The following is a 23,761-nucleotide window of genomic DNA, read 5'->3' on the forward strand; positions in this document are numbered from 1 at the left end:
ATCAGCAATTTAGTCGGGTGCTTTTTTCTTTGCCTACTTTCTTTTGAGCAAGCAAAAGAAAGTAGGTCGCTCAACGAGCGAAACCCGTTATCACTCCCAAAGAAAAAAGCAATTAACCAACGATAACGTCCAAACAAAAAAGTGCGGTCATTTTCCACGGAATTTTAAAAAATCCAAAAATTCCCACCGCACTTTTAATTCAACAAACCTTAAAGCTCATTTAAACTCAACACATCTGTCATATCAAACAGGCCTTTTTCTTTGCCTTCGAGCCATTTGGCGGCACGCACGGCGCCGTTGGCGAAGGTCATTCGGCTTGAGGCTTTGTGAGAGATTTCGACACGTTCGCCAATATCGGCAAACCATACACTATGCTCGCCTACTACATCGCTGGCGCGAATGGTGGCGAAGCCGATTTCATCGCGTTTGCGTTCGCCTGTGATGCCATCGCGGCAGAACACGCCGTGGGTTTTGAGATCGCGTCCGAGAGTTTTCGCAATATGTTCACCCATTGATAAAGCTGTGCCTGACGGTGCGTCCACTTTGTGGCGGTGGTGTGCTTCGATGATTTCAATGTCGCAATAGTCGCCCATCACTTTGGCGGCTTTTTCTAACAATTTGAATACGAGATTTACGCCTACGCTGAAGTTAGACGCAAACACGATACCAATTTTTTCTGCAGCAGCTTTGATCGCAGCTTTGCCTGCATCATCAAAACCTGTTGTACCAATCACCATTTTTTTATGGTGTTGAACACAAAAATCCAAGTGCGCTAACGTGCCTTCAGGGCGGGTGAAATCAATGATTAAATCGAAATGATCTTTTTCTGCATTCAAATCATCAGAAACTTTCACGCCAAGTTGTCCAACGCCTGCTAATTCACCCGCATCTGCGCCTACTAATGATGAGCCTTTGCGTTCAAAAGCCGCGCCTAACTCCACGCCTTCTGCGCTATGTACGGCTTGAATTAATTGGCGTCCCATACGGCCACCTGCACCTACCACGGCAATTTTTAATGTCATTTTCTACTCCTGTTACGAGGTGAGTTCAATAATGGTGGTTAAGCCTGAATAAATCAGTTCGCCACCGAAAAATAGGAAAACTAAACCGGCAAAATTATCGATATAACGATTGTAGCGGTTGTAAAAATCACGCACCATTTTGCGCGAAAAGAAAAAGCCAATCAGCACAAAATAGAGAAAACTTTCCAAGGCCAGAAGCACGATGATAAGTACAATTTCTGCCGTGCCAGAAAAGCTCGTCATAAACCCTGATAACACACTGCTGAAAAATACGATCACTTTGGCATTGCTAATGTTGATGAATAAGCCTTTCATCACTTCGCTAAAAAAGGACGTTTGCTTTATTTTTTGCTGGCTAGAATCGGTTAGCTGTGCGTTTTGGGTAACGCGTAGCATTTTGATTCCGCAGTAAGCAAGATAGCTGCCGCCTAAGCACATAATGATATATTGCACTAAATTATTGGTGCGGTTAATCATCGCTAAGCCAAAAATTACCGCAGCTGACCAAAATAGAATTCCTAATGCAATGCCTAATGCACCACCTACAGCATTACGATGACTTTCACTTGCTGCTTTGCGACTTACATAGAAAAAATCTGGTCCGGGGCTAAGTAAACCAGCAAAATTAACAAATAATACTGTCCACATTACAAAAAAACCTCTAACAGAACATACAACAACAAATAAATCGTAATTATGCTATAAATTGCTGCCAACACATCATCTATCATAATGCCAAAGCCACTTTTCAATTTACGATCGAAATAGCGGATCGGATAAGGCTTCAAAATATCGAAAAGACGAAATACCGCAAAACCGACCGCACACAATAGTAGATTGATTTCAGGCAATACCGCAAGTACCATAAAAATGCCCACAAATTCGTCCCACACAATCGCACCGTGATCGTGAACGCCCATATCATCAGCGGTTTTCTGGCAAATAAAGCAACCAGCCACAAAACAAAGTGCGGTGAAAAAAAGGAAAATTTTTAATGGCATAATCTGCAAGAGCGCCGCGCCAATTAGCGTGGCGGCTAAACTTCCCCAAGTGCCGGGGGCGGGGCGAAGCAAGCCTGAGCCAAACCCGACCGCCAATAAATGCACGGGATTGGTTAAAGAAAGTCTGCTGCGGGGATCTTGTTGGGCTGTATTTTGCATAATTTTTCTATTTAAAATGATCGAAACCGCCAGTATGTGCTACGTCCACTTCTTGCCCATTACGTTGAAAAACAAGGCGTTTTTTGCCATTTGGGCGTAACGCGCGGAGCTGGCCGATACAGGTATAATTTACGCCAATGTGTTTTAAATGCTGATCGAGTTTTTCTCGCTGACGATCTGGCACGGTAAAACATAGCTCATAATCTTCACCACCAGTTAAGGCAAACTGCTCTGCTTGAGCGCGTCCAAATGTGTTAATCAAGGCATTGGACAACGGCAATTTATCTAAATTTATCACCGCACTACATTGGCTACGTTCTAAAATATGCCCCAGATCGGCAATTAAACCATCTGAAATATCAATGGCAGAACTGGCAAGTGCGGATACTGCTAATTCCAAACCAAGCAACACTCGCGGTGTCGGGCGAAGGTGGCGTTGAATTAAATAATCGCGTTCAAAATCTGTCCCATTTTGCACCGCACTTTGCGCTTGCGCAGGGATTTGCGTAGCCGTTTTCTTTGCAGAATTCAGCAATAATGCCAAGCCCCCTGCGCTATCGCCAAGGGTGCCAGACACATAAATCCAATCCCCCACATTAGCACTGTGGCGACATAACGCCTTACCTTTGGGGATAATGCCTTGTGCGGTAATGCTAATGACGTGTAATGCACCTTTGGTGGTATCGCCGCCTATCAGATCTACATTATAGTGATCCAGCACATCAAAAAAACTTTGGCTAAACGCTTGTAGCCATTGATGATCAATATGGGGTAAGGTTAACGCAAGGGAAAACCACGCAGGTTCTGCGCCCATTGCGGCCAGATCGCTTAAATTCGTGGCGGCAGCTTTATAAGCCAGATCGGCAGGAGAAATAGATGGCAGAAAATGGGTATTTTCCACCATAGTATCCGTTGTAATGGCAATGCGTTGGTTTTGCCGATGTTCGGTAATCGCACAATCATCACCAATGGCAACAATCACATCTTTACGGGAAGGGCGCTTAGACGCATTAAAATATCGTTTAATTAGATCAAATTCGCCTTCACTCATTGGCTTCCTTCCCTGAAATGATTATTTACGCGATAATGCAGGTGCAACTTTATCTAATACACCATTCACATAACGGTGGCTGTCATCTGCCCCGAATACTTTTGCCACTTCAATGGCTTCATTGATTGCCACTTTATAAGGCACGTCTAGCTCGAATTTCAGTTCATACACGGCTAAACGCAAAATCGCACGCTCGATGGGATCTAATTCATCAAGGCTACGATCCAAATAAGGGGTCATTGTCGCTTCAACCGCTTCAATATTTTCTGCGGTTTGACGCAATAATTTGCGGAAATAAGACATATCCACGCCTTGCATATCCTGCTCGGTAATAAACGCTAATTCCACTTCTTCAATAGGATTTTGCGACACATACCAAGAATAAAGAGCTTGCACCGCACATTCTCTGGCACGGCGGCGCTGGCTTGGTTTCTTTACTTTATCGTTCATTGCAAGTTCAGCCATTATGCGTTATCAATTTGTGCTAATAAGTTGATCATTTCTAAAGCCACTAATGCCGCTTCTGCGCCTTTATTGCCCGCTTTTGTGCCTGCTCGTTCAATGGCTTGTTCAATATTTTCAGTGGTTAGCACGCCAAATGCCACGGGAATTTCCGCTTGCATCGCCACTTGGCCTAAACCGCTACTCGCTTCGCCTGCTACATATTCAAAGTGCGCTGTACCGCCACGGATCACCGTGCCTAATGCCACAATCGCATCATATTTTTTGCTTTCCGCTAAACGGCGAGCCACTAATGGCAACTCATAAGCCCCCGGTGCGCGCACTAAGGTGATATTTTCGTCTTTTACTTGCCCAACACGTTTTAAGGCATCTAACGCGCCTTCTAATAAACTTTCGTTAATAAAGCTGTTAAAACGAGCAATCACCACCGCAACTTTAGCGTTTGGTGCTGCAATCGCGCCTTCTAATACTTTCATAATCTGTCCTATGTTTGATGTTATGGAAATAGGGGCGGATTTTATCATAAAAAATGGGGGGATTGGGGATTTTATTGTACGATATTTTGAGTTTTTAAATTCTTTAAGTGCATAAATTTTAAACACCAATTCATATTCTCACTCCCACTGATTGACTCTTAATTTATTGGAAGGCAGGGAAACCATTAATTCTGAAATACTTAATTTAGAAATATTCCGCATGTCATAATTCCCCCTAATAAATTAACTATATAAACTTCTTACATTCATAGCTAATGTTAGCCTCATATTAATCACCTAATAGTGACTATTAATCCAATAATACATTCCTTAAATATTAACGTGAAAGAAACAACGCCGCAGCACCGCGAACGCCGCCGGAATCGCCGTATTTGGCTTTTTTGATCACAGGCACTTTAGCGCTGCGCATTAGGTGTTTTGGTAATGCTTTTGGCAATGCTTCGTAGAGATAATCAAAGTTGGATAAACCGCCGCCAAGTACGATTAAATGTGGGTCAAGGGCGGTGATGATGTTGCCGATAGAAATGGCGGCGAGTTCCACAAACATTTCCACAAATTCCACCGCACTTTGATCTTTTGCGTAAAAACGCTGGATAATTTCTTTGGCAGAGAGACTTTCCCCTTTAAGATCGCGGTAAAGCATTTCAAAGCCACGGCCTGAAAGGTAAGTGTCTAAGCAGGCTTGATTGCCGCAGCCACAAGGGTAAATTGGCGCTTTGTCCCAGCCGAGTAATTTTAAGGCGTGGTAATTCAGCTGCATATGTCCCAGTTCGCCCGCCATTCCGATTTGTCCTGAGTAGATTTTGCCGTCAATCACTAAACCGCCGCCAAAACCTGTGCCAAGGATTAAGCCTAACACGCTCGGATATTGCTGATTTTCTTCTGCCCAAGCCTCTGATAAGGCAAAACAATTTGCGTCATTTTCTGCCCGCACTTCACGATCTAAACGCTGGCTCAAATCTTGCAAAATAGGTTTGTTGTCTGCCACGCGAATATTGGTGATTTCTGCCAAACCTGTTTCGTGATTCACGAAACCCGGCAAGCCCAACCCCACTGTGCCTTTTTCGCCAAATTTTTCATCGGCTTTTTTCACCAAATTCACAATGGTATCAAGCCATTGTTCGTAGCTGTCTTTTGGTGTATCCACCCGTTCGGAATATTGTTTTTCCAATTTTTCATTGAATACGGCAAGTTCAATTTTTGTACCGCCAATATCAAATCCGTATAACATTGTTCACCTCAAAAAATAATTAAAAATCTGACCGCACTTTTTTATCGCACACTATCTTGCAAAGTGCGGTTGAAAATCGATTTGTTTTTGATCCAATCGAATAATCCGCAATGAAACACCCACGCCAGCAACACGGAAACCAATAAATCAATCGGGTAATGCATTCCTAAACGCAAACGGCTGACTAGCATTAGCACCGCCCAAACGGCAATACCTGCAGTGAGATATTTCATTCCTTTATTGTTACGTCCAAGCAGCTGCCCAAATCCTACCGCAAGCATTAACCAAGTGGCGGCAAAAATGCTGTGGCCAGATGGGAAAGAATAGCCTGTTTCTTTGCTACGGTGATGCACCAAATGCGCATCCACCTGTTTATCCGCATAATAATCCAATACGATTTGCTCACGCACTTTGCGAGGCTGATCGTAAAAATAATCTGGGCTGACACTTGATTTTTCCGCTAATTGCACAATAAAAGGACGGGGTTCAGCAAACACCGTTTTGAGCGCCAATTTCACCCCTTGGGTTACGCCCACGGAAAGCGCCATCACGCCAATCACCGCAAGGGCTTGCTTTTTATCTGCTATGCAGAAAAAATACGCAGCCGCAAAGACGACGCAAGTGATAACGGCGTAAGGCACGCTTCCTGTTTCGGTTAAAAAATAGAGAAAAGTATCGAAAGTTGTGGTATGTTCGTCCCCTTGCCATTGCCAGTGGAAAGCCCACGCAAAAAAAGGCACAAGGCAAAGTAATAAGGTATATAATGAAAGGCGTTTTAACATTTTAATCACTCCATAAATTGAGTGCATAGTTTAGCATTATTCAATAAAAAAAGAATGAAGGATTTAGCGATGACAAAAATTCAACGGGTTACGGAAGCAAATTTACCGACCGAATTTGGTTTATTCCGCATTGTGGGCTTTGAGTTTCCCGACACCAAAAAAGAACACGTTGCCTTGGTAATGGGCGATATTAGCAATCAAGATGAGCCAGTTTTGGCGCGCATTCACTCAGAATGTTTAACGGGCGATGCGTTGCATAGCCTGAAATGCGATTGCGGTTTTCAGCTTGCCACCGCACTGCGTCAAATTAGCGAAGAAGGCCGTGGCGTGCTGATTTATCACCGCGAAGAGGGCCGCGGCATTGGCTTAATTAACAAAATCCGTGCTTATTCCTTGCAAGATCAAGGAATGGATACCATTGAAGCCAACCTTGCTTTAGGCTTTGCCGCAGATGAACGTAATTTTGAAGTTTGCGCGGATATTTTTGATCTACTCGGTGTAAAACAAGTTCGCCTGCTCACCAACAACCCAAACAAAATCGACACAATGAAAAAAGCGGGGATTAACGTGGTAGAACGTGTTCCATTAAACGTGGGCGAAAACCGCTACAACACGGAATATTTAGACACCAAAGCAAAAAAAATGGGCCATTTCATCGTGCATAACAACCAAAAACACCTAATGACCTGCCCACATTGTCAGGAAGAAGTGCCGAATGGAGAATAAAATAATGCCTAATTTAAAAGAACAACAAATTAGACAACAAGCCCTACAGTTTGCGATTGACAATAATCGCCTTGAAGGACTATATCTTAGCCAAGAGATGCTCCATTATTTTCAAAAATGGGTAATGGGTGAAATCACTATTTCAGAATTAAAAGTAAAAACGAATGAAATATCATAGCTCTGATCCTATGCTAAATAAAAATGGGGTACTAATTAATAAGCTGAACATCGAAACGCAAGATGAACTAGATAAAAAAGAAGCTCAAATCACTGCTATTCAAACAGCTATATTGTTAATTACACCAGTGAAAGGGCAATTTGATATCGCTCACCTAAAAGCTATCCATAAACATTTGTTTAATGACATCTATTCTTGGGCTGGCGAAATTAGAAGTATTGATATCTCTAAAGGAGATACAATGTTTGCAACCAGCTCAAGAATTGTTCCTGAGCTAGAAAAATTGTTTAATGAGCTAAAAAATGAGCAATTTTTGAAAAATACGCTTCCTGAAAAAATCCCTGCAAGATTAGCTTACTATTTAGGCGAAATTAATGCGATACACCCTTTTCGTGAAGGCAATGGTCGTACTCAACGATTATTCATTCACCAATTAGCTCAAACCTTAGGTTTTTATTTAAATCTTGAGAAAGTAAGTGCAGATGAAATGATTCAAGCGTCTATTTTATCGCATAAATGTGATTACAGCGCCTTAGAAAATATTATCAAAAAGGGATTAACCCCAATTCCTAAATGACAAAAAGATTTCTACCAGTCGTCTAACCAGCTAACTGCAAAAAACACTACTTTTTTTGTAAAAAACGCATAAAATATTCGGTAGATTTGCACCCTAAGTAAAATATTGCTAAAGTGCGTACTAATTTTGCCGAAAATACTAGGAATAACAAATGAGCCAAGAATATTTAGATTTTGAACTCCCGATTGCTGAACTTGAAGCAAAAATTGAATCCTTGCGTGCAGTGGCGGGGCAAGATGATGAAATCAATCTTGATGATGAAATTGCTCGCTTACAGAAAAAAAGCGAAGAATTAACCAAAAAAACCTTTGCCAACTTAGATGCGTGGCAAGTTTCTCGTATGGCTCGCCACCCAAATCGTCCTTATACATTGGATTATATCGAACAAATTTTCACCGAGTTTGAAGAGCTCGCAGGCGATCGTGCTTTTGCAGATGATAAAGCCATTGTGGGTGGTTTAGCCCGTTTAGACGGCAAGCCTGTTATGGTCATTGGCCACCAAAAAGGGCGCACAGTAAAAGAGAAAGTGAAACGTAACTTTGGTATGCCAGCGCCTGAAGGCTATCGCAAAGCGTTACGTTTAATGGAAATGGCAGAACGTTTTAAATTGCCAATCATCACCTTTATTGACACCCCTGGCGCATACCCTGGTGTGGGCGCGGAAGAGCGTGGGCAATCAGAAGCCATTGCGCGCAACTTGCGTGAAATGTCAATGCTAAAAGTGCCAATTATTTGTACGGTAATTGGTGAAGGCGGTTCTGGTGGCGCGTTAGCCATTGGTGTTGGCGATAAAGTGAATATGTTGCAATACAGCACTTATTCCGTGATTTCCCCAGAGGGCTGCGCGTCTATCTTATGGAAAAGTGCCGATAAAGCCTCTACCGCTGCAGAAGTGATGGGTTTAACCGCAGATCGTCTGCAAAAATTACAACTGATCGATAACATTATCCCTGAGCCATTGGGCGGTGCGCATCGCAATTATGAGCAAATGGCGCAAAATCTTAAACAGCGTTTACTGGCAGATTTAGCGGATCTAGAAATTCTTGATCCAGATACACTGCTCGAACGCCGTTACCAACGCCTAATGAGCTACGGTTATTGCTAAATAAAAATGTGCGGTTTTTTAACCGCACTTTTACTTTCAAGCATTATTAGAAAGCATAAAGGATAGCAAAATGAAACATCTTCTTTCCATTCAATCTCACGTTGTCTATGGCTATGCGGGCAATAAATCTGCCACTTTTCCAATGCAATTACTCGGCATTGATGTGTGGGCGTTGAACACCGTGCAATTTTCCAATCACACTCAATATGGCCAATGGACGGGAATGGTAATGCCACCAGCACAAATTGGCGAAATCGTGCAAGGCATTGATAATATTGGTCAATTACATCAATGTGATGCGGTGATTTCAGGTTATATCGGTGCGGCGGAGCAAGTGGAAGAAATCATTAATGCGGTGCAAAAAGTGAAATCTCGCAATCCTAACGCCGTTTATTTGTGCGATCCTGTGATGGGCCACCCCGACAAAGGCTGTATTGTGGCTGATGGTGTGAAAGAAAATCTCATCAACCTTGCTATGGCGAAAGCGGATATTATCACGCCGAATTTAGTGGAATTACGTGAGCTGAGCGGTTTGCCAGTAGAAAACTTTGCTCAAGCCATTGAAGCGGTAAAAGCAATTTTAGCCAAAGGGCCGAAAAAAGTGCTGGTGAAACACCTGAGCAAAGTGGGGCAAGATCCAAGCCAATTTGAAATGTTGCTCGCCAACCAAGAGGGCATTTGGCATATTAGCCGCCCACTTCATCAATTTAAGAAAAAACCTGTGGGCGTGGGCGATTTAACCGCAGGGCTATTTATGGCGAATTTACTCAATGGCAAAAGCGATGTGGAAGCCTTTGAGCATACCGCCAATGCCGTTAATGATGTAATGACGGTAACGCAACAGCAGGATAATTATGAACTGCAAATTGTGGCGGCGCGTGAACAGATTGTTCGCCCTGTGAGCCAATTTAACGCAGTAAAAATCGCCTAACATTGCCCTTGCTATGACGCTAATTGAGCAATTTCAACAGCAATTACAACGCCAGCCCCACTCGCATTTTCTGATTGCCTTAAGCGGTGGGCTGGATTCTACCGTGTTGCTTGCGCTTTTAGCAAAATTACGCGAAAAACAACCGCACTTCCAACTGCGCGCGATCCATATTCATCACGGCTTAAGCCCAAATGCAGATGATTGGACGCGCCACTGCCAACAGCTTTGCCAACACTTTTCCATTCCTTTGATCGTGGAAAAAGTTCAGCTGACACAAGGAATGGGCATTGAAGCTGCCGCACGTCAAGCACGCTATCAAGCCATCGCTCGTCATATTTTAGCGCAAGAGATTTTGCTCACCGCCCATCATCAACAAGATCAAACCGAAACCTTTTTTCTCGCCTTAAAACGTGGTAGCGGTGTCAGCGGTTTATCCGCAATGAAAGCGCAAAGTGCGGTGTTTAATCTGAATATTTTTCGTCCCCTACTCGGCTTTTCACGCCAACAACTTTGGCAATATGCCACGGAAAATCAGCTGTCGTGGATTGAAGATGAAAGCAATCAAAACAACCAATACGAACGCAATTTCTTACGCAATGAAATCTTACCAAAGCTGCGTGAACGCTGGACGCACTTCGATCAAGCAGTGCAACGCAGTGCCACCCATTGTGCGGAGCAACAACAGCTTTTAGCCGAATTATTACAGCCAGAGCTAAAAAAATATTCGGACAAAACGCACCGCACTTTTGATTTAACGGATTTCTCGCAATGGTCTGATTTGAAACAAAAAGCCCTACTCCGCTTATGGCTGGAAACCTTGCAACAGCCAATGCCTAGCAGTAAACAGCTCTCACAAGTCATTCAAGATGTGATTCTTGCCGAGGTGGATCGCAATCCGCAATTTCAGCTTGGCGATAAAATGCTCCGCCGTTATCAACATCGGTTGTATCTCACCGAGCATTTTGCCGATCTCCGTCAGCTTAACCTGCCCGTAACCCTCAACCAACCTATAACTTTGCCCGACAAGTTAGGGCAAATTTGCTTAACGGAAACCCCAACTGGCGTGCAAGCAATATGGCAAGATTACATTCAGCCCCTACCTAAACCTGAAGCCCCTATTAGTATTCGCTTCGCCTATTCAGGCAAAGTGAGAAACCTAAATGGCATTAACCAAGATATCAAAAAATGCTGGCAAGCCCATAATATCCCCGTTTGGCAACGCAACCGCATTCCACTGATTTTTTATGGCGAAACCTTTCAAAGTGCGGTGGGATTTTTTCAAAATTTTGCGTCTGAAAGCAAATAAAACTTGCTCAATTTGCACCGCACTTTTCCCCGCATAAAGATAAGGTTTGACACAACCCCACCTTATTTCTATTATGCCTGTTATTATTAAATCTAAGTCATCACAATAAGTCGTAACAAAATGAAACAACATCCTTCTTTTTCTCTTATCCAACAAGCCCTTAAAGATCGCATTCTTATTTTAGATGGAGCGATGGGGACGATGATCCAGCAATATAAACTCACCGAAGCAGATTTCCGCGGTGAGCGCTTTAAAGACAGCACCATCGATCTACGCGGTAATAATGATTTACTTACGCTTACTCAGCCTTTGGTGATTCAAGCAATTCACGAAAAATATCTTGCCGCTGGGGCGGATATTATTGAAACCAACACTTTTTCCGCCACCACTATTGCACAAGCGGATTATGCCCTTGAAAGCATTGCTTATGAGCTGAATTTTGCTGGCGCGAAATTGGCGCGTTTGGCGGTGGATAAATATAGCACGCCAGAAAAACCACGTTTTGTAGCTGGCGTACTTGGGCCGACTAACCGTACCGCCTCTATTTCGCCTAATGTGAACGATCCTGCTTACCGCAATATCACCTTTATGCAGTTGGTTGATGCCTATGCAGAAGCCACCAAAGGATTAATCGAAGGCGGCGCGGATCTCATTATGATCGAAACCATTTTCGATACGCTCAATGCCAAAGCGGCGGCATTCGCCATTGATCAAGTGTTTGAAGAACTTGACGTTAAATTGCCAATTATGATTTCAGGCACGATTACCGATGCTTCAGGGCGTACCCTTTCAGGGCAAACCACGGAAGCCTTTTATAACTCGTTGCGCCACGTTAAGCCATTAAGCTTTGGATTAAACTGCGCCCTCGGGCCAAAAGAATTGCGTCAATATGTGGAAGTGATGTCAAAAATCTGCGAAACCTTTGTTTCCGTTCACCCGAATGCAGGCTTACCAAATGCCTTTGGCGGTTATGATTTAGGCGCAGAAGAAATGGCCGCTTATATTCAAGAATGGGCGCAAAACGGCTGGCTGAACATTGTGGGCGGCTGTTGCGGAACAACGCCAGAGCATATCCACGCCATTGCAGAAGTAGTGAAAAACGTGCCGCCAAGAGCCTTGCCTGATTTGCCTGTGGCAATGCGTTTATCAGGCTTAGAACCGTTAAACATTGATGAAAACAGCCTCTTTGTAAACGTGGGCGAACGTAATAATGTTACGGGTTCAGCGAAATTTAAAAAATTAATTAAAGAAGATCGCTATGCCGAAGCCATTGAGATTGCCATTGACCAAGTGGAAAATGGCGCTCAGGTGATTGATGTAAATATGGACGAAGCCTTGCTTGATAGCGAAAAATGTATGGTTCAATTCCTTAATATTATGGCAACTGAACCTGATGCCGCGAAAGTGCCAGTGATGATCGATTCCTCAAAATGGGAAGTGATCGAAGCGGGCTTGCAATCAATTCAAGGCAAAGGGATTGTAAATTCTATTTCCCTGAAAGAAGGCAAGGAAAAATTTGTTGAGCAAGCCAAATTGATCCGCCGTTACGGTGCAGCCGCCGTGGTGATGGCGTTTGATGAAGTGGGACAAGCAGATACCGAAGAACGTAAGGTGGAAATCTGTACCCGTGCTTACCATATTTTGGTTGATGAAGTGGGCTTTCCACCAGAAGACATTATTTTTGACCCGAATATTTTCGCCATCGGCACAGGGATTGAAGAACACAATAACTATGGGGTCGATTTCATTAACGCCACAGGACGCATTAAACGCTCACTCCCCCACGCTAAAATTTCTGGCGGTGTGTCCAATGTTTCCTTCTCGTTCCGTGGCAACAATCCAATGCGTGAAGCCATTCACGCCGTTTTCCTTTATCACGCCATCAAACAAGGTATGGATATGGGGATCGTCAATGCGGGGCAACTGGCAATCTATGATGATCTTGATCCTGAACTGCGTGAAATTGTCGAAGATGCAGTGCTAAATCGCCGTGCAGACGCCACCGATCGCCTGCTTGATATTGCGGATAAATACAAAGGTTCAGCCAGTGAAAGTAGCGATAGTGCCGTGGCAGAATGGCGTACTTGGCCGGTGGAAGAGCGTCTAAAACACGCCTTAGTGAAAGGCATCACTAGCCATATTATTGAAGATACGGAAGAAGCGCGTCTGCAATTTAGCTCACCGCTAGAAGTGATCGAAGGCCCATTAATGGCGGGAATGGACGTGGTCGGTGATCTATTCGGGGACGGTAAAATGTTCCTGCCCCAAGTGGTGAAATCGGCGCGCGTGATGAAGCAATCGGTCGCCTATTTAGAGCCTTTCATCAACGCTACCAAACAGCAAGGTGTATCCAGCGGAAAAGTGGTGATCGCCACGGTAAAAGGTGATGTACACGACATCGGCAAAAACATTGTCAGCGTGGTGCTGCAATGTAATAACTTTGAAGTGATCGATCTTGGTGTGATGGTGCCAGCGGATAAAATCATTGAAACGGCGATCAACGAAAAAGCCGATATTATCGGTTTAAGCGGTTTGATCACACCATCGTTAGATGAAATGGAATATTTCTTAGGTGAAATGAACCGCCTTGGCTTGAGCTTGCCTGTAATTATCGGTGGCGCAACCACCTCAAAAGAACATACCGCCATCAAACTTTATCCAAAATACAAGCACGAAGTGATCTACACCACCAATGCGTCCCGTGCTGTAACGGTTTGTGCCGCTTTGATGAACCCAGAAAGCAAAGCAGAACTTTGGCAACGAACCAAAAAAGAATACGAAAAAATTCAGCACAGTTTTGCTAACCGTAAACCTCTGCGCCAACAGCTTCCAATTGAAGAAGCGCGTGCTAACGCTTTCCCTGCGTTTTCTGGCGAATGGGCGGATTATCAAGTGCCACAACCAAAACAAACAGGCATTGTGGAATACAAAAATGTGCCAATTTCCACCTTACGCCAATTTATTGACTGGTCGCCATTTTTCCGTTTATGGGGGTTAATGGGCGGTTATCCTGATGCCTTTGACTATCCAGAGGGCGGCGAAGAAGCGCGCAAAGTCTATAATGATGCACAACAAATGCTTGATGAATTTGAGCAAAACGGCAAACTCAAACCAAGTGGAATTATGGGCATTTTCCCTGCTTATCGTAAGGGCGATGATATTGAAATTTATCAAAATTCCGACCGCACTTCTGTGGCAGGCGTGGCGCATCATCTGCGCCAACAAAGCGAGCGTGGCAAAAATAGCAAAAGCCCTTACAATTTTGCTCTAAGTGATTTTATTGCTGATCGCGAAAGCGGCCAACAAGATTGGTTCGGAATGTTTGCGGTGTGCGCAGGAATTGAAGAACACGATTTAGTAGAAGGCTTCAAAGCCGCTGGCGATGATTACAACGCAATTCTACTCCAAGCCGTTGGCGACCGTTTAGCCGAAGCGATGGCAGAATACTTACACTTTGAACTTCGCACTAAGGTTTGGGGCTATTCCAATGAAACCTTCAATAACGAAAATCTGATCGCAGAAAATTATGTGGGTATCCGCCCTGCACCGGGTTATCCAAGCTGCCCAGAACATACAGAAAAACAACTGATTTGGGATTTACTTGAAGTGGAACAACGCATTGGAATGAAACTCACCGAAAGTTACGCAATGTGGCCCGCGGCCAGCGTCTGCGGTTGGTACTTCACCCACCCTGCCAGCAACTACTTCACCCTAGGCCGCATTGACCAAGACCAAGCCTTAGACTACGCCCAACGCAAAGGCTGGAACGAAAAAGAAATGCACAAATGGCTTGGGGTTTCGATGAAGTAATAAAGGTTTTATTTTTTCACATAGCCTTTGACAGCATAGAATAATAAGCTATAATTTATATCATAATTTATAGCTTATAAAAGGTAGGTAAATGGCTAAACCACAGCACTGGAACGTTATATTAACGGATAATTTTGTTGCTTGGTTGAAACAGCAAAACAATGCTATTCAAGAAGATGTTACCGCTGCACTTTTACTTTTAAAAACGGTTGGCCCCGAACTTTCTCGCCCTTATGCCGATACGTTAAAAGGTTCGCAATACCCAAATATGAAAGAGCTACGCATTCAGCATCAAGGCAAGCCCTTAAGAGCATTTTTTGCTTTTGATTCCTTGCGTCAAGCTATTGTTTTATGTGCAGGTGATAAAAGCAACGATAAACAGTTCTATAAGAGAATGATCAAACAAGCTGACGCTGAATTTAGCGCTTATTTAAGAACACTGGAGAAGTGAAATGAAAACTTTAGAACAACTTTTAGATGAGTTTTCTCCTGAAGCTCGCCAAAGAATTGAGCAAAAAGCAGAAGAATTAATGCTTGAATCAGGATTATCTAGCATTCGTCAAGAAATGGAAATCTCTCAAAAACAGCTGGCCGATGCTCTCGGTATTTCACAACCTGCTGTTGTACAAATCGAACAGCGAGGCAATGAATTACGCCTTTCTACGCTTAAACGCTATGTAGAAACAATGGGCGGAAAACTCAGCCTTGCTATTGATATGCCTATGGGGGAAACTCGGATTTTTAAAATTTGATTTTTTATAACAAAAGTGCGGTGAAAAACCACCGCACTTTTTCTATTTATTAACAAACGTTTCTAATGTTTCTAAATGGTCATTAGCTCTCTCGATAAAGGGTTTTAATAACTCAAAAATATCTTCCGCTAATCGACCAGTGATAACTTCTTTCCAGATTTTTCCGTCCCAATTTCTTAAGTTTCCATTGCAAAATTGCCATTGTATCCACCATGTAGATTTTTCAAATCCGTCTAATTTAAACATTTCTTCTAATTTTTGATAGTTTTCCTGTGAGATATAATCTTTGTTAGCCCAAAATCCATAATATACATCATGATACTTTTTATTATCATTTGCTATACCTATACTCCAAGGATACTTTTTATCTTCTTTATCAAGATAAATGCCTTCTTTATGTACATTATAAAAATGCCAGTTATATTCAATCATTCTTGGATATTCTTCTTTAAGCTTATTCTGAAGTTGTTGAACCAAGCTATCTTCTAATTTTTGATAAATATTATCTGATAACTCCAATAACGTTGTTGCTGTTTCAACCCAATTAGGATTTTTCACTAACTCATCTAATAATTGATTATTTTCTTTTGTTTCATTCATAATATCTTCCTTTAAAAATTGTATAAAACTCTGACAAAAAGCCCGAATATTTTGAGCAACTATTGGCGTTTGTTCCAGCCACTTAATCAGATCTTCTGCACCAATCACTTTTGCTTGATTATCTTGAATTAATTTTTTCCAGCTATCTGTATTAATAGATTTTTCACTGGGCTGCTGTTTAAATGGGGATAAATAGACCAAATAGCTAAACTTAGGTCTATAACTATTAATATCTTTCCAGTAATCTTCTAATTGGCTATTTTGATCGGCTGCATATCTTAACTTATTTTCAATAGAAACAATCCATTGGCGTTCATTATGTAAAAAACCTTCAATAAAAATATCGTGTCTTCTATTATTAAAAGTTGCTTTTTCACAAGTTACTGACACATTGTTATAAGACAAATATTCTGGCAGTTTCAAATATTTTAATAAACTATTTAAAAATAATTCTTGCTGCCCGTGATTTTGACTAGAATCAAGTAAGAACGCAATGATTTCAGATAAACCATTTTCATCATTCCTTATAAATTGAAAAGGGCTAAAACTGCTCGCATCATATAATTCTTTTTTAGCATTTTCACGTTGAAAAAAAGCAAGTGCTTTATGAATTTCAGCTAAGGATTTAAGTATTGTGCTTGTCATTTTCTTTTCTCATTTTTGATTAAATATAAATAGTTAATCATAATTTCTGAATATTTCCAAACATTCTTTTTTCCACATCAATCTCCGCCTTAACCCCAAACGCAATGGCTAGATTTTCTGCGGTTAGGACGTTTTGCGTGTTGCCGTGGGCAAGTAAATTGCCTTGGTGGAGCAAGATGATTTCATCGCAGAAACGGTAGGCAAGATCAAGGTGGTGAATAGCGACAACGCAGGTGGTGCTTGGGGTGAGTGATTTTAATTGCTCTAAAATATCAATTTGATAATAAGGATCAAGAGGCGCGATAGGTTCGTCTGCCAATAAAATTGGTGCGTTTTTAATGCAACAACGGGCAAGCTGAACGCGGGCTTTTTCGCCGCCTGAAAGCTGTTGGAAAGGTTGTTCTAATAGATGTTGAACAGAAAATTGCTTCGCGGCTTGCTGGATCTTTTCTTGCTGCCATTGTTGGTGTGATGAATTAAATAAACGATCAAAAAATTTGTCTTCTTTTGACCCCACTTTTTCCTTAGGGTTAAGCAGTGCTTCGGGCAAGCCGAGCGCAATTACGTCATAAACAGATAAATCCCAATAAATATTGGTGCTTTGCGCAAAATACGCCAAAATTTGGCTTTTTTCAGTCAGTCTCATTTCAGTGAGTGGTTTGTCGTTCAATAAAATTGAGCCTGTTTCGAGTGGTAAAATGCCCGCAATGGCTTTGAGCAAAGTGGACTTCCCTGCCCCATTGCCGCCCATTATGCCCACTAATTTACCTTGGGGAATTTGGGCGCTGATATTTTTGATGCCATAAGCAAGGCTAACATTGTGCAATTTAATCACGGGCTAATCTCCGTTGTTGGGTGAGCAAAATCCAAATCAAGCAAGGTGCGCCGATAATGGCGGTGAGCGTGCCAATATAAATATGCGAGAAAAACGGTACATATTGAATAGCAAGATCGGCAAGTAACAAAAGTAACGCACCAATTAATCCGCTAGTTAAATAAAGCTGTGAAGGGCGTTTTTTCAGCCAGATGCGTGCAAAGTGCGGGGCAATTAAGCCGATAAATCCGATTGTGCCAGTTTGCGGAATGGTGGCGCCCACCAGCAACGCTACGCCAAGGGTAGTGATAAAAAAGCTACGTTTTGGGTCAATGCCCATCGTGCTGGCGGTTTCTTCCCCAAAAGTGAGTAAATCTAGGTAACGGCGTTGGCAATATAAACAGATTACACCCACCACCACAATAGGCAACGAAAGCAAGAGCGGTTCGATTTTTGCCCACATTAATGCCCCCTGCAACCAGCGGTATAATTCTGCTAATGCCCAAGGGCTTTGTGCGTTGGAAAGCAATAAGGCGATGACCGAGCCGAGCAACATATTCACCGCAACGCCGGCCAAAATCATCATTGTTGTGCCTTTATTTTTGGCGATGAAATAGACTAACAAAAAACTACTCAACGCCCCTAAAATGCCGCCAAACAATAGAAAAGATAAGGGTAAAGAAAAATAATAGAGCAAAACCACGCTCGCCGTGGTTGCGCCATTTGCTGCTCCCAACAACCCTGGACTAGCCAAGGGATTTTGAAACAACCCTTGCATTGCATTGCCTGCCAGCGCAAGGCTTGCTCCCGTTAAAATGGCTAAACCAAGGCGTGGCAAGCGAATATCCCATAGCACTAAAGATCGCATATCGGTGGCGATCCCCTGTGCATTGCGTAAATAAGCAAAATCCCTAAGCTGATGAAAAATCGCAAAGGCAATCAACAAAAGCAATAAGGTCAAAAGGGAAAGGTTTAATCGTTTCATTCTGCTTGCTCTCTCTTATTCAGTTGGCGATAAATCATCGCCGCGCCTTGCCAAACGCCCTGATCAAAGCAATAACCATATTTCAGTGGCATTGTCGCCATTCGTTGCGCAGGGAACATATTGGCAATTAAAGGGTGTGTCAGCACTTCCGCCTGTTCGTTATAACCTTGTTTATCACTAATGGAAATCAGCCAATTTGGCTGCGCACGCAAAAGTTTCTCTAAGGAAAAATTTTGCGCCGTAATAGTGCTTTCAAGGGGCGTTAAGCCAAGTAATTTTAGTAAGGTTTGGTATTGCGGAAAAATCGGTTCAACCACGCCTGTATCGGAAAGAATTAAGGTTTGTGTATTCCTTTGATGGAGCTGAAAATCGCTATTTTTTAGCTTTTCCACCAACTGCTGGGCGTGGGTTTCGTTGCCAAAGCGTTTGCCTAATTCCAGTATCAAGGCGAAAAGCTGTTCCGCGGTTTGTGGGCTGTCATTAATAGGCAAAATTTTTACCCCAAGCTTTTTCAGATCCGCCACCAACTGGGGATAAAACTGCTCGTTAAGCAAAATCGTTTTATCCAAATAAGGCAATAAATCCGTTAATCGCGCGTTAAGTGCGGGCTTATTTTGATTAATTTTATCCAACATCATCAAGGGATTTTTGGAATAAATAGATTGTGCGGCAATTTGTTCAGGGCGCGCTAATTCCGCCAACAAGCGATCACTGCATAGGGTGAGCGAAACAAATTGCTCTTGCGCCCAAAGCGGAATGGAAAAGAAAAGTGCGGTGAAAAATACGCGAATTTTTTGCATTAGAAAATGATGTCCCAAAAAACAAAGTGCGGTGAAAATTTTATTAATTTTACACCGCACTTTCACAAAAGCCTATCTGCTTATACGTTAGAAGCTGCCTTTCAAGCCCACATATAAGGTGCGACCATATTGGCCATAGCCTGCAACGCTTTCATATTTTTTATCAAACAGGTTATTCAAGTTCGCATACACATTTAAGTTTGGCGTAACTTGATAATTCGCACCAAGGCTAACCAAGGTGTAAGACGGCATTTTTACTCGTGAAGACGCGTAAGTCGTTTCATCAAAGTAAGTATCAACGCGTTTACCCACATAGTTTACATTCACATTCACACCCAGTGCTTCTGTGATCTGATAGGCTAAACCTAAATTTGCCATATGTTTTGGACGGCGAAGTAAGGTTTGCCCTTTGCTATCTTTCGTTTGGGTATAAGTATAGTTGGCATAAGCGCTTAAATCATCGGTGATCTTGCCGTTATAGGCAATTTCAACCCCTTTGATTTTAGTTGAACCGCTCATATTTACCGCTTGCGAAACCCCATTAGGCAAATAGGCGGTGCTAATAAAGTTCTTCACATTGCGCGCAAAATAAGTTACATCTAAGCTATGGCGTTTATCTGTGGTTTCAAAAAGCAAACCAATATCCCCACCTTTGCTTTTTTCAGGCTTAAGGTTTGGGTTAGGTAAAAATGTGCCGTTGTAACCATAAAACTCGGTGATTGTTGGATTTTGAATGGCTGTACCAAAACTTGCGTGCGCTTTCACATTCTGCAATAAGCGATAAGTTCCTGCAATGCGTCCAGTGAAGCTGTTGTCATAATGATTGCTATCGGTATAACGCCCGCTTAGGCTTAAGCTATGGTCATTTTCACTGAACAGACGATATTCCGCCGCCACGCTTTTCTCGGTTAAATGCTTTTTACGGTTAGTCGAAGAACCAAAATCATAGGTAGAACGTTGATACTCTGTAAGCAAACTCAACGCTTGTTGCAACTCACCTTCTCGATCAAAATTAATATCTAACTGATAGTTTGCATTTAGCTTTTTGGCATCATAACCACTTGCCCACGAACCAAGTGTATCGCTGTCGGTTTTTTGATGGCTAACGCTTGCTTTATGCTTAAATAACTCTTTTTCCGAGCCAACATAACCACTTAATTTAAAGGTGGTTTCACGAGTGCGAGTATAATCATCAAAGGCTGTTTCTGCGGCATAACTATTATCAAAATGTGCTGTTTGGCTAAAATGACTAGCTAAAAGATCAATACCTTTTTCGCCGTCATCATAGCCCACACGCAATGATAGTGCATCACGGTGGAATTTATCTCGCTCTTTTGCTCCGCCCGTACTCACGCGGCTGCCATCTTCCGCTGTATAATGGAAGCGATCTGAACTATAAGCCGAAATGCCTTTTGTGCGGTGGCTATCACCATGCAAGCTATAATAAAAGCCGTTTTGCTGACCTGAAAGAGTCAATGAGCTGTCATAAGTGCCTTTTGAACCTGTGCCTAAATCAAAGTCCACATTAAAGGGTTTATCCTTATAAAGCCCGCTTTTCGTGGTGATATAAACCACACCGCCCATTGCATCACTACCCCATAATGCCGATTGTTCACCACGCAACACTTCAATGCGATCAATATTGCTTAGGCTTAATCCACCGAAATCATAGCCATAACCTGACACAGGATTAACTTTCACGCCGTCAATAATCACCGCAGTGTGATTTGGATCTGCGCCACGCAGATAAAGGCTAGTTAATGTACCGCGTCCGCCTGATGCACCCAATGCCACGCTTGGCACGGTTTTTAATACATCAGAAACATAGTTGGCGTTGCGTTCAGCGAAATCTTTTTCGGTTAAAACCGTTACTGATGACGCCGTTTGCTCTTCGCTTACAGGCTCGGCATAAGCGGAATAAACATAAATTGGTGCGAGCTGTTCGCTTTGTGCTGCATTTTCTATGGCATAAAGTGCGGTAGAAAATGAGAGCAAAATTGCTGTGGTGATAATATTTTTTTGCATTGTCTTTCCTTTCTATATAAAAATGGCGCTATTTTGACATAGCACCATTGGGTTCGCAAATCTGAATTATTCATCATAAAAATGAATACTATTCATCTCTACGTTTTCATTGTTATAAAAAATCACAAAAAACTGACCGCACTTTAGAAATGGCCTATTGCTTCAAGATTGATCTTAACGCCGTCCCAATTTCCGCAAGGCTTTTTACGGTGGTTACGCCTGCTTGTTGGAGGGCTTGGATTTTTTCATCGGCAGTGCCTTTTCCGCCGCTGATAATCGCGCCTGCGTGTCCCATTCGTTTTCCTTTTGGTGCAGTGATGCCTGCAATGTATGCCACCACAGGTTTGGTTATGTTATGACGGATAAACTCTGCTGCTTCTTCTTCCGCGCTGCCGCCAATTTCGCCAATCATCACGATGGCTTCAGTTTCGGGATCTTGTTGGAAGCGTTTGAGAATATCAATAAAACTTGAACCGGGGATTGGATCGCCGCCAATGCCAACACAGGTGGATTGTCCAAAGCCCTCATCGGTGGTTTGTTTAACCGCTTCATAGGTTAATGTGCCTGAGCGAGAAACAATGCCGATACGTCCTTTTTTATGAATATTGCCCGGCATTATGCCGATTTTACATTCTTCAGGAGTGATAATGCCTGGGCAGTTTGGCCCGATCATCACTACGCCTGTTTCATTCAGTTTTTGTTTCACTTGTAGCATATCCAACGTAGGAATGCCCTCGGTGATGCAGACGATTAAGGATAATCCTGCGTTAATCGCTTCAAAAATGGCATCTTTACAAAATGGTGCGGGAACGTAAATCACGGTGGCTGTTGCACCAGTTTGTTCAACGGCTTCGCGCACGGTGTTAAACACAGGCAAGCCTAAATGGGTTGTGCCGCCTTTCCCTGGGGAAACACCGCCCACTAATTTTGTGCCATAAGCAAGGGCTTGTTCGGAATGAAATGTGCCTTGTCCGCCAGTGAAACCTTGGCAAATCACTTTGGTGTCTTTGTTCACTAAAATTGACATTTTATTCTCCCTTTGCTGCTTTCACGACTTCACTTGCCGCTTGTTGTAAACTTTGTGCTGAAATAATGTTGGTATCACTTTCTGCCAGCATTGCACGGCCTAACTCCGCATTGGTTCCCTCTAAACGCACCACCACAGGCACATTTACGCCCACTTCTTTACTGGCAGCGATAATGCCTTCGGCGATGAGATCACAACGTACAATGCCTCCAAAAATATTGACTAAAATGGCTTTCACCGCAGGATCAGTTAAGATGATTTTAAAGGCTTCAGCCACACGTTCTTTAGTTGCACCGCCGCCCACATCAAGGAAGTTAGCTGGCTGTCCGCCGTATAATTTCACAATATCCATTGTTCCCATTGCCAGCCCGGCACCATTAACCATACAACCAATATTACCATCTAAGGCAACATAGTTGAGATTCCATTTTTCTGCTTGGGCTTCACGAGGATCTTCTTGGCTCAGATCGCGCATTGCGAGCAAATCTGGGTGGCGATATAAGGCATTGCTGTCCACCACCACTTTGGCATCAAGACAATCGAGATCGCCATTTTCCAAAATCACCAATGGATTCACTTCTAATAATGCTAGATCTTTTTCGATAAATAAGCGGCTGAGCTGACAAAATAGCTCGGTAAATTGCTTGATTTGTTTGCCCTCTAAACCGAGTTTAAAGGCTAATTCTCTGCCTTGGTACGGCATTCCGCCAACTAGTAAATCAATGCTAGTACGGTGTAATAAGTGCGGTGTTTTTTCCGCCACTTCTTCAATATTCACGCCACCTTCTGTGGAAACCATAAAGACAATTTGTTGCGAGCTACGATCGACAATCGCACTGAGATACAACTCTTTTTTCACTGCCACACAGCCCGTTACATAAATTTGATTAATCGGCTGCCCTTTGGCATCGGTTTGGAAGGTAACCAGACGCTTACCTAAAAATTTGTCAAAAAACGCCCGCACTTCTTGTTCGGAGCTCACTACTTGTACACCACCCGCTTTGCCACGCCCTCCTGCGTGCACTTGACATTTTAGTACCCACTTTGAGCCACCTAATTTTTTGATGGCTTCCAATCCTTGTTCTAAGGTTTCGCACGCATAGCCCTCACCGACGGGCAAGCCGTATTGGGCGAAAAGTTGTTTTGCTTGATATTCGTGTAAATTCATAGAGTTATCTTTCTCCCTTTGTTGCGCTGTAATCGTTGCGCTGTAGTTGCGCAGTGCTTCACTAAATCCGTGATAAATTGATAAAAATAAGGCGATAAGATCCCTTA

24 protein-coding genes are annotated in these 23,761 nt (G+C 42.8%); 9 read left to right on the forward strand and 15 right to left on the reverse strand.

What is annotated here, in order from left to right:
• Positions 1–209: 209 nt before the first annotated feature.
• From dapB to C3007_RS02675, 8 genes are all read right to left on the reverse strand, one after another.
• Complete coding sequence (dapB, locus tag C3007_RS02640; protein ID WP_103852960.1) at positions 210–1,022, reverse strand: 4-hydroxy-tetrahydrodipicolinate reductase; 813 nt, start codon at positions 1,020–1,022, stop codon at positions 210–212.
• Between the two features lie 12 nt (positions 1,023–1,034).
• On the reverse strand, positions 1,035–1,670 hold the full coding sequence (locus tag C3007_RS02645) for a LysE family transporter (RefSeq protein WP_103852961.1): 636 nt from the start codon (positions 1,668–1,670) through the stop codon (positions 1,035–1,037).
• Positions 1,670–2,182, reverse strand: coding sequence for a phosphatidylglycerophosphatase A family protein (locus C3007_RS02650; protein WP_103852962.1), 513 nt, complete (start codon positions 2,180–2,182; stop codon positions 1,670–1,672). Before C3007_RS02650 ends, C3007_RS02645 begins: the two co-directional genes overlap by 1 nt.
• A gap of 7 nt (positions 2,183–2,189) precedes the next feature.
• Positions 2,190–3,233 (reverse strand): thiamine-phosphate kinase, encoded by a 1,044-nt coding sequence (gene thiL / locus C3007_RS02655; protein WP_103852963.1) that lies wholly within the window; start codon positions 3,231–3,233, stop codon positions 2,190–2,192.
• A 21-nt stretch (positions 3,234–3,254) separates the two neighbouring features.
• Positions 3,255–3,683 carry a transcription antitermination factor NusB gene (nusB, locus tag C3007_RS02660; protein WP_103853062.1) on the reverse strand — a complete coding sequence of 143 codons (429 nt, stop codon included), beginning with the start codon at positions 3,681–3,683 and terminating at the stop codon, positions 3,255–3,257.
• Between the two features lie 14 nt (positions 3,684–3,697).
• Positions 3,698–4,171 (reverse strand): 6,7-dimethyl-8-ribityllumazine synthase, encoded by a 474-nt coding sequence (gene ribH, locus C3007_RS02665; protein ID WP_103852964.1) that lies wholly within the window; start codon positions 4,169–4,171, stop codon positions 3,698–3,700.
• A gap of 337 nt (positions 4,172–4,508) precedes the next feature.
• Positions 4,509–5,423, reverse strand: coding sequence for an N-acetylglucosamine kinase (gene nagK / locus C3007_RS02670; protein WP_103852965.1), 915 nt, complete (start codon positions 5,421–5,423; stop codon positions 4,509–4,511).
• 41 nt (positions 5,424–5,464) lie between these two features.
• Positions 5,465–6,205 (reverse strand): phosphatase PAP2 family protein, encoded by a 741-nt coding sequence (locus C3007_RS02675; RefSeq protein ID WP_103852966.1) that lies wholly within the window; start codon positions 6,203–6,205, stop codon positions 5,465–5,467.
• Between the two features lie 69 nt (positions 6,206–6,274).
• Between C3007_RS02675 and ribA the strand changes: the two genes are divergently transcribed.
• From ribA to C3007_RS02715, 9 genes are all read left to right on the forward strand, one after another.
• Positions 6,275–6,931, forward strand: coding sequence for a GTP cyclohydrolase II (gene ribA, locus C3007_RS02680; protein ID WP_103852967.1), 657 nt, complete (start codon positions 6,275–6,277; stop codon positions 6,929–6,931).
• Positions 6,921–7,109 (forward strand): antitoxin VbhA family protein, encoded by a 189-nt coding sequence (locus C3007_RS11440; protein ID WP_123772513.1) that lies wholly within the window; start codon positions 6,921–6,923, stop codon positions 7,107–7,109. Before ribA ends, C3007_RS11440 begins: the two co-directional genes overlap by 11 nt.
• A complete protein-coding gene (locus C3007_RS02685; protein ID WP_103852968.1) occupies positions 7,096–7,686 on the forward strand; it encodes a Fic/DOC family protein in 591 nt (196 codons plus the stop codon). Before C3007_RS11440 ends, C3007_RS02685 begins: the two co-directional genes overlap by 14 nt.
• A 151-nt stretch (positions 7,687–7,837) precedes the next feature.
• Positions 7,838–8,791 (forward strand): acetyl-CoA carboxylase carboxyl transferase subunit alpha, encoded by a 954-nt coding sequence (gene accA / locus C3007_RS02690; protein ID WP_103852969.1) that lies wholly within the window; start codon positions 7,838–7,840, stop codon positions 8,789–8,791.
• Between the two features lie 70 nt (positions 8,792–8,861).
• Positions 8,862–9,722, forward strand: a complete 861-nt coding sequence (pdxY, locus tag C3007_RS02695; protein ID WP_103852970.1) for a pyridoxal kinase PdxY — start codon at positions 8,862–8,864, stop codon at positions 9,720–9,722.
• A 13-nt stretch (positions 9,723–9,735) separates the two neighbouring features.
• On the forward strand, positions 9,736–11,028 hold the full coding sequence (gene tilS / locus C3007_RS02700; RefSeq protein ID WP_103852971.1) for a tRNA lysidine(34) synthetase TilS: 1,293 nt from the start codon (positions 9,736–9,738) through the stop codon (positions 11,026–11,028).
• Positions 11,029–11,148: 120 nt separating this feature from the next.
• A complete protein-coding gene (gene metH / locus C3007_RS02705; RefSeq protein ID WP_103852972.1) occupies positions 11,149–14,838 on the forward strand; it encodes a methionine synthase in 3,690 nt (1,229 codons plus the stop codon).
• 91 nt (positions 14,839–14,929) lie between these two features.
• Positions 14,930–15,289: a type II toxin-antitoxin system RelE/ParE family toxin gene (locus C3007_RS02710; protein WP_103852973.1), complete on the forward strand. Its 360-nt coding sequence runs from the start codon at positions 14,930–14,932 to the stop codon at positions 15,287–15,289.
• 1 nt (position 15,290) lies between these two features.
• Complete coding sequence (locus tag C3007_RS02715) at positions 15,291–15,590, forward strand: helix-turn-helix domain-containing protein (protein WP_103852974.1); 300 nt, start codon at positions 15,291–15,293, stop codon at positions 15,588–15,590.
• 42 nt (positions 15,591–15,632) lie between these two features.
• Here the strand turns inward: C3007_RS02715 and C3007_RS02720 are convergent, their stop codons facing one another.
• The 7 genes from C3007_RS02720 to sucC all read right to left on the reverse strand — a co-directional run bounded on the left by C3007_RS02720 (position 15,633) and on the right by sucC (position 23,654).
• Positions 15,633–16,835, reverse strand: coding sequence for a PD-(D/E)XK nuclease family protein (locus tag C3007_RS02720; RefSeq protein WP_103852975.1), 1,203 nt, complete (start codon positions 16,833–16,835; stop codon positions 15,633–15,635).
• 37 nt (positions 16,836–16,872) lie between these two features.
• Positions 16,873–17,670 (reverse strand): ABC transporter ATP-binding protein, encoded by a 798-nt coding sequence (locus C3007_RS02725; RefSeq protein ID WP_103852976.1) that lies wholly within the window; start codon positions 17,668–17,670, stop codon positions 16,873–16,875.
• Entirely contained in the window at positions 17,663–18,634 is a 972-nt protein-coding gene (locus C3007_RS02730; protein WP_103852977.1) for a FecCD family ABC transporter permease, read from the reverse strand. Before C3007_RS02730 ends, C3007_RS02725 begins: the two co-directional genes overlap by 8 nt.
• Positions 18,631–19,434 (reverse strand): substrate-binding domain-containing protein, encoded by an 804-nt coding sequence (locus tag C3007_RS02735; protein WP_103853063.1) that lies wholly within the window; start codon positions 19,432–19,434, stop codon positions 18,631–18,633. The genes C3007_RS02730 and C3007_RS02735 overlap by 4 nt, the downstream gene beginning before the upstream one ends.
• 87 nt (positions 19,435–19,521) lie before the next feature.
• Entirely contained in the window at positions 19,522–21,459 is a 1,938-nt protein-coding gene (locus C3007_RS02740; RefSeq protein WP_103852978.1) for a TonB-dependent receptor plug domain-containing protein, read from the reverse strand.
• Positions 21,460–21,613: 154 nt separating this feature from the next.
• A complete protein-coding gene (gene sucD, locus C3007_RS02745; protein WP_103852979.1) occupies positions 21,614–22,486 on the reverse strand; it encodes a succinate--CoA ligase subunit alpha in 873 nt (290 codons plus the stop codon).
• A gap of 1 nt (position 22,487) precedes the next feature.
• Complete coding sequence (sucC, locus tag C3007_RS02750; RefSeq protein ID WP_103852980.1) at positions 22,488–23,654, reverse strand: ADP-forming succinate--CoA ligase subunit beta; 1,167 nt, start codon at positions 23,652–23,654, stop codon at positions 22,488–22,490.
• Positions 23,655–23,761 lie beyond the last annotated feature (107 nt).

Origin of the sequence: Avibacterium gallinarum (genome assembly GCF_002921135.1) — a bacterium.
Lineage (GTDB): Bacteria > Pseudomonadota > Gammaproteobacteria > Enterobacterales > Pasteurellaceae > Avibacterium > Avibacterium gallinarum.

What these genes read in the sequence shown, in the direction of transcription:
- sucD (WP_103852979.1), bottom strand. Translation starts at nt 22,486, where the DNA reads ATGTCAATTTTAGTGAACAAAGACACCAAAGTGATTTGCCAAGGTTTC.
- ribH (WP_103852964.1), bottom strand. Translation starts at nt 4,171, where the DNA reads ATGAAAGTATTAGAAGGCGCGATTGCAGCACCAAACGCTAAAGTTGCG.
- C3007_RS02675 (WP_103852966.1), bottom strand. Translation starts at nt 6,205, where the DNA reads ATGTTAAAACGCCTTTCATTATATACCTTATTACTTTGCCTTGTGCCT.
- C3007_RS02650 (WP_103852962.1), bottom strand. Translation starts at nt 2,182, where the DNA reads ATGCAAAATACAGCCCAACAAGATCCCCGCAGCAGACTTTCTTTAACC.
- C3007_RS02715 (WP_103852974.1), top strand. Translation starts at nt 15,291, where the DNA reads ATGAAAACTTTAGAACAACTTTTAGATGAGTTTTCTCCTGAAGCTCGC.
- nagK (WP_103852965.1), bottom strand. Translation starts at nt 5,423, where the DNA reads ATGTTATACGGATTTGATATTGGCGGTACAAAAATTGAACTTGCCGTA.
- thiL (WP_103852963.1), bottom strand. Translation starts at nt 3,233, where the DNA reads ATGAGTGAAGGCGAATTTGATCTAATTAAACGATATTTTAATGCGTCT.
- C3007_RS02740 (WP_103852978.1), bottom strand. Translation starts at nt 21,459, where the DNA reads ATGCAAAAAAATATTATCACCACAGCAATTTTGCTCTCATTTTCTACC.
- C3007_RS02730 (WP_103852977.1), bottom strand. Translation starts at nt 18,634, where the DNA reads ATGAAACGATTAAACCTTTCCCTTTTGACCTTATTGCTTTTGTTGATT.
- pdxY (WP_103852970.1), top strand. Translation starts at nt 8,862, where the DNA reads ATGAAACATCTTCTTTCCATTCAATCTCACGTTGTCTATGGCTATGCG.
- nusB (WP_103853062.1), bottom strand. Translation starts at nt 3,683, where the DNA reads ATGAACGATAAAGTAAAGAAACCAAGCCAGCGCCGCCGTGCCAGAGAA.
- C3007_RS02735 (WP_103853063.1), bottom strand. Translation starts at nt 19,434, where the DNA reads ATGCAAAAAATTCGCGTATTTTTCACCGCACTTTTCTTTTCCATTCCG.
- C3007_RS02710 (WP_103852973.1), top strand. Translation starts at nt 14,930, where the DNA reads ATGGCTAAACCACAGCACTGGAACGTTATATTAACGGATAATTTTGTT.
- ribA (WP_103852967.1), top strand. Translation starts at nt 6,275, where the DNA reads ATGACAAAAATTCAACGGGTTACGGAAGCAAATTTACCGACCGAATTT.
- C3007_RS02685 (WP_103852968.1), top strand. Translation starts at nt 7,096, where the DNA reads ATGAAATATCATAGCTCTGATCCTATGCTAAATAAAAATGGGGTACTA.
- dapB (WP_103852960.1), bottom strand. Translation starts at nt 1,022, where the DNA reads ATGACATTAAAAATTGCCGTGGTAGGTGCAGGTGGCCGTATGGGACGC.
- metH (WP_103852972.1), top strand. Translation starts at nt 11,149, where the DNA reads ATGAAACAACATCCTTCTTTTTCTCTTATCCAACAAGCCCTTAAAGAT.
- C3007_RS02645 (WP_103852961.1), bottom strand. Translation starts at nt 1,670, where the DNA reads ATGTGGACAGTATTATTTGTTAATTTTGCTGGTTTACTTAGCCCCGGA.
- C3007_RS02720 (WP_103852975.1), bottom strand. Translation starts at nt 16,835, where the DNA reads ATGACAAGCACAATACTTAAATCCTTAGCTGAAATTCATAAAGCACTT.
- C3007_RS11440 (WP_123772513.1), top strand. Translation starts at nt 6,921, where the DNA reads ATGGAGAATAAAATAATGCCTAATTTAAAAGAACAACAAATTAGACAA.
- accA (WP_103852969.1), top strand. Translation starts at nt 7,838, where the DNA reads ATGAGCCAAGAATATTTAGATTTTGAACTCCCGATTGCTGAACTTGAA.
- sucC (WP_103852980.1), bottom strand. Translation starts at nt 23,654, where the DNA reads ATGAATTTACACGAATATCAAGCAAAACAACTTTTCGCCCAATACGGC.
- tilS (WP_103852971.1), top strand. Translation starts at nt 9,736, where the DNA reads ATGACGCTAATTGAGCAATTTCAACAGCAATTACAACGCCAGCCCCAC.